At 37.1% G+C, this 4,862-nt stretch carries 6 protein-coding genes; all 6 read right to left on the bottom strand.

Annotated elements, in window-relative coordinates; translation table 11 throughout:
* Window positions 1-276: 276 nt before the first annotated feature.
* The 6 genes from ACYQ4S_RS10770 to ACYQ4S_RS10745 all read right to left on the bottom strand — a co-directional run bounded on the left by ACYQ4S_RS10770 (window position 277) and on the right by ACYQ4S_RS10745 (window position 4,715).
* Complete coding sequence (locus ACYQ4S_RS10770; protein ID WP_459771085.1) at window positions 277-1,248, bottom strand: LacI family DNA-binding transcriptional regulator; 972 nt, start codon at window positions 1,246-1,248, stop codon at window positions 277-279.
* Window positions 1,249-1,548: 300 nt separating this feature from the next.
* On the bottom strand, window positions 1,549-2,289 hold the full coding sequence (yaaA, locus tag ACYQ4S_RS10765) for a peroxide stress protein YaaA (protein ID WP_459771083.1): 741 nt from the start codon (window positions 2,287-2,289) through the stop codon (window positions 1,549-1,551).
* Between the two features lie 137 nt (window positions 2,290-2,426).
* On the bottom strand, window positions 2,427-3,203 hold the full coding sequence (locus ACYQ4S_RS10760; protein WP_459771081.1) for a TMEM164 family acyltransferase: 777 nt from the start codon (window positions 3,201-3,203) through the stop codon (window positions 2,427-2,429).
* 141 nt (window positions 3,204-3,344) lie between these two features.
* On the bottom strand, window positions 3,345-4,052 hold the full coding sequence (locus ACYQ4S_RS10755; RefSeq protein WP_459771079.1) for a Crp/Fnr family transcriptional regulator: 708 nt from the start codon (window positions 4,050-4,052) through the stop codon (window positions 3,345-3,347).
* A gap of 64 nt (window positions 4,053-4,116) precedes the next feature.
* Window positions 4,117-4,350 (bottom strand): heavy-metal-associated domain-containing protein, encoded by a 234-nt coding sequence (locus ACYQ4S_RS10750; RefSeq protein WP_459771078.1) that lies wholly within the window; start codon window positions 4,348-4,350, stop codon window positions 4,117-4,119.
* 146 nt (window positions 4,351-4,496) lie between these two features.
* Window positions 4,497-4,715 (bottom strand): iron-sulfur cluster repair di-iron protein, ric, encoded by a 219-nt coding sequence (locus tag ACYQ4S_RS10745; RefSeq protein ID WP_459771076.1) that lies wholly within the window; start codon window positions 4,713-4,715, stop codon window positions 4,497-4,499.
* Between the last annotated feature and the right edge of the window lie 147 nt (window positions 4,716-4,862).

Here is a 4,862-nt window from a genome sequence, read left to right as displayed (position 1 = left end):
CATTTGCGTCCGTCTTCCTTCAGATTCCGCCTCACGGCGGACACCCTTGACTTTCGCTAACAGTTCCTACTGCCAAGTCTGTAGTGGACTTTCACCACCAAGTTGTCGCCCATGCCGGGCGCACAAATAATGAAACGTTTCAAATTTATGAAACGTTTCATAAATCGCTGTTTATAATGCCCTCCCACAAGATTCGAGAGGGTAAATAAACTTTTAACAGCAAATGAAACGTTTCATTTGCCTAAATGTAACACGCAACCGTTTACATGTCAACACTTATTTTGTTGTTTTTCCTGCAATAAATTTAACTGGCAAAATAGCTTGATCTTCAACCGGTTCTTTGCTGATTATCTTAATTAAGTTGCCAACAGACATTTTTGCCATATCTCTTACAGGTTGCTTTATAGTGGATACTAATTCTTCTCTCTCTAATGACAGTTTTATCCCATCACAACCAATAATCTGAATATCATCTGGCACGTTCTTTTTTAATTTTTTTAATATTTCAATAACATCCAGTGCCATAAAATCATTAATTGCAAAAATTCCATCAATGCTCTTATTGGACTCTATAAAATTAATAACTTGTTCTTCTAAATCATTTATAGGTTCCGGCATACTCAGTTCGGATACCTTAACCTTATTTTCTTTAGCTAATTTTATAAAAGACTCCTTACGTTTTTTCGTTTCATTAGGGAACTTTGAGTACCCACCTATATAAGCTAAGTGCTTGCACCCTCTTTTCATTAATTCACTAGCTGCTATTTCTCCCGCCTGCAAGTTATCAGCAGTCACATGTATGACATCATCTTCAAAGTGACGATCGATACTGATAAAAGGAAGATTTGATGATACATATTGATCTAAATCGTTATATGAAATAGCTATGATTCCATCTACTTTATTTTGCTGCAACATGGTAATATATTCTAATTCTTTTCTCGCATTTCCATCCGAATTACACAGCAGACATTTATAGCCTTTTTTTTCTAATTCTGTTTCAACGTAATAAGCCAATTCAGAAAAAAACGGATGCCATATAGTGGGGATTATCAAAGCTATAGTATTCGTTTTGTTAGTTTTCAGGCCCCTTGCATAACTATTAGTCACATAATTTATTTCCTTAATTGCCTCTTCGACCTTTTTCCTTGTACTCTCTTTCACCGTACCGTTTTTGTTTATGACTCTTGAAACAGTTCCTACCGCTACATTTGCCAACTCCGCAACATCTTTCATCGTAGGCATTATTTTCACCACTCTTTCGTATTTATTAACTAAACATTCCCATACTGAACTATTAACTCTTACACACTAGTTTATACTGGACTCTATTGTTTAATTATATGATACTTTCTATCAAAAATCAGTTTATTATTTTATTATTTGATAGCCCCTTTCATTATATTTATTTTGGGCAATTATTATAAATAGAGATTCAGTAAAGATTTAATCATACTACATGAATGCCAAAAGCGCTATTCTTTTTTATACATAACACGTTCTATTTTATCCTATCTTGTTCCTGCAACTATAGTTTTCATTGCTCTTTTAACCTTTAATAAACAAATATTCATTCTCTGTTGAATAATCATCACTAAACGAAAACTCTAAGTGATTGAAGTCTTTAAGCTTTTCCGGTGACTGTACCTGGTTTTCGGCCATAAAGCGGACCATTTCTCCTCTTGCCATCTTGACCATAGTCCCTTTCTCTTTTACTTTTCCGTCTATGAGTTCCCCGAATTTGCAGCGAATAATCTGAGCCTGGTCATTATATTTTGTAATGATTTTGCTATACTCTTCTGATGCGAGGTTGATAATTGTATCTGTTTCATCCAGAAGTTGCTTAGCCAGCTGGTCACTCCAGAAGGCATATACTGAGGGATAGCTTTCATGATTTAGTTTAGCCTGCATCTCCAGACGGTAAGGGGTCACACCGTCAAAGGGTTTGAGGACGCCATAAAAGCCAGAGAGAATTCTTAAATGCTGCTCTAAGTATGTGTGCTGGTCTGTCTCTAAAACATTGGGCGCCATGTACTGGTACTGAATGCCTTCATAAGCGAGTATTGCCGGAGTCAGATTTTTCCGCACATCCATCTCCTGAATCCGTTCGTAATTTAATGTTGCGATTTTGTCGCTTACTTTCCAAATTTTCTTCAGTTCATCGTAAGTTAAGGACTTTAGGTGATTCAACAGCTCCTCTGTTTTATTTAAAAATTTAGGCAGCTGGTTGTGATTAAAGCTGTCGTTGTCTACCGTCATTTTCTTTGCCGGTGAAATAATAATCCGCATAAAAAACACCTTTCTATTGGTTAGTCTTGATAAGTATAGCAAGCAGAGGCGGTTGTTTCAAAGTTTGAATTGTTCTCTACATGCTAAATGAATCTTCTAAGAGGGCATAAAAGCTCCTTTACGCCATTCTTTTGTTTTCAGTTAGCCCATTTCCTTTTAAGGTTGGAATCCTGACTGACATACCAAAGCTTCGCCAGCAGATACATCAGGAACATGACGACCGCTCCTATAATGGTAAGAGACAGAATGTAAACCGGATTGAATGTCATTCCAGATACTGTGATATCAGAGCCGAGGCTGTGCAAGTACACTAATGGCGCTGCCGATCCCGGTGTATAGGTAAATAAATAATTGGCTTGCTCATTAAAAATATCAGTGAACCAGTTATTTACGATAACTGACAACACATACAGCGGCACCACAATCGCATAAGCTTTTAAAAGGGCTCTTCGATCAATCCGGATCATCTCTGTTAACAGCAGGTATAGCCCCGTCGCTACAATCAGCATATGCCCAAAAATATAGGAAAGTCCTCGGATGCTAAGTACATTACTGTATGTTTCCAGTGCATCGGCAAATATGATGGCTGCCAGACCTGCAGGCACAGCCAAGCACCAGGCAATCGTGCTAATCACACGACGAGCAGGATTAATCGCAACCATAAGCAGCAGGATGTTGGCAAAGTGAGAAATATGGAATGGGAAAACTTCAGGACCCAAGCCGTCGGTACTGAAAACATAAATTTGTCTGGTAGCTAATATGCCTACCAGGATTATCCCCATCGCTATGGCAACATGTCTCTTTACTGCAAATGCTTTGTATCGAGTGAATATATATAATGTAATGGCGAGCGCGAAAGGAAAAACGATCATAAAGTAATGAAACGTGCTCCGCATTTCAAACTGCATCTGCATAGTGTATACATCCTCTCATCATCTCCAGTAAAAAAATAAAAATCTTCCACCCGCATTACAAGCCCCTTCTGTAATACTGCAAGCAGAAATCCCTACGAGTGAACTTAACCCGTTAGATGATAGCACGCTACTCTCTTATATTTATTCAGTATGAAGTAACAATTGATCTAAATCCATTATTTTAATTTCCTTTTTCGGTAACTGTTTAATCAATCCAAGTTCTTCTAGAGTAGTAAATTTACGGCTGATTGTTTCTGGTGTGGTACCAAGATACGAGGCTAAATCCTTTTTGGACATTGGTAAGATAATCGTTGGACTATTGCCACTTCCCTTTTCAACATTCTCAGCTAAAAAGGATATAATGCGGGTTTCTACATTTTCAATCGCTACTTGTGTGGTTTGTTTTTCAGAATCCTTCAAACGCATCGTTACTTCTGACAGTATTTTTAATGAGATTTGCGGATATTCCACCAAATACTTTTGTAAATCCTCTCGTTTAATTAAACAAATGGATGTATTTTGTAGTGCTTCCGCATAGTTCTCATGAATACTTCCAGGTTGGAAAATGGCGACTTCACCTGTAAAATCACCGGGATTTAAAATGCGAACAAGTTGTTCTTTTCCAGAATCCGATAAGCGGTAAATCCGAGCCTTACCTGAATTGATAATATATAAGGTATCATCTTTCTCACCTGCACGGAATAACATTTCCCCTTTTTGTAGATGAAGTGTCTTGGCAGATTCCGCAATCAAATCCATTTGTGAGTCTTCCAGATGGTTGAAAATGGGAACAATACGAATACATTCTGCATGTCCATGTTGGTGATGACAACATTGGTTTTTTTCCAAAATAACCTCTCCTTTTTATAATAAGCCTAAGAGGGCATCTTAGGCTTCCTTTCTATTCACTCGATTAAGCAGGTTTTACCTTTGATTTGACAACAGGATATCCTAAGTCTTCAATTGCCTTTTCGATATCGTTAATAGCGACTGCTTCTGAATCAAAAGCTACTTTTACTTTACTTGCATTGAACATTACTTTCAAGCTATCTTGATTCACACCATTTATTCCTTTCACCGCATTTTCAATCTTTTGGAGACAAGATGGGCAAGATAAGGTTTCTAATTGAATCGTTGCTTTTTGCATAAATCATTTCCCCCTTCATTTTTTAACGACCGTAAACCAATCTATTCTTTTGTTTTTGAGTTACTTTAAGCCTGATATGCTTTATCTACTTCTGATAACATCTCGAATGTGCCTGCATACGTTTCACATACATCTCCAGGAATGGTCTAGTTGTCTGTGATTTTTCGTAATTGAGCAAATTCAGCATCTAAGTCAGGTTTGTTCGTACCTGCGTCTTTTACTTTTCCACTAATTGTTTCAAACAATTCACGTACTTCAAAGGCTTCTGGATGGTTCTTACCATGGGCCCGTGTAATCGCAGTAGTGTATAAATCCAGTTTTTCAAAATGGTTTGTTATTACTTCGTTAAATGTTTGTTCAGACATTATTATTTACCTCTTTCTATATGAACCAATTTCATAACTAACTTTTTAAAAAAGGAAACACTCGTCTAATTTCAAAATGACTATTTTTTAAAAATTACACGGCTATTTCTTTTCTGTTCTTTCTCTCAGCTAACCGTTGGTTTGCAT

The organism is Alkalibacterium sp. s-m-28 (assembly GCF_054658175.1).
Note: the sequence above shows the minus strand (reverse complement) of the source record. Positions and strands in the feature narration are given on the sequence as shown.

What these genes read in the sequence shown, in the direction of transcription:
- yaaA (WP_459771083.1), bottom strand. Translation starts at nt 2,289, where the DNA reads ATGCGGATTATTATTTCACCGGCAAAGAAAATGACGGTAGACAACGAC.
- ACYQ4S_RS10760 (WP_459771081.1), bottom strand. Translation starts at nt 3,203, where the DNA reads ATGCAGATGCAGTTTGAAATGCGGAGCACGTTTCATTACTTTATGATC.
- ACYQ4S_RS10750 (WP_459771078.1), bottom strand. Translation starts at nt 4,350, where the DNA reads ATGCAAAAAGCAACGATTCAATTAGAAACCTTATCTTGCCCATCTTGT.
- ACYQ4S_RS10745 (WP_459771076.1), bottom strand. Translation starts at nt 4,715, where the DNA reads ATGTCTGAACAAACATTTAACGAAGTAATAACAAACCATTTTGAAAAA.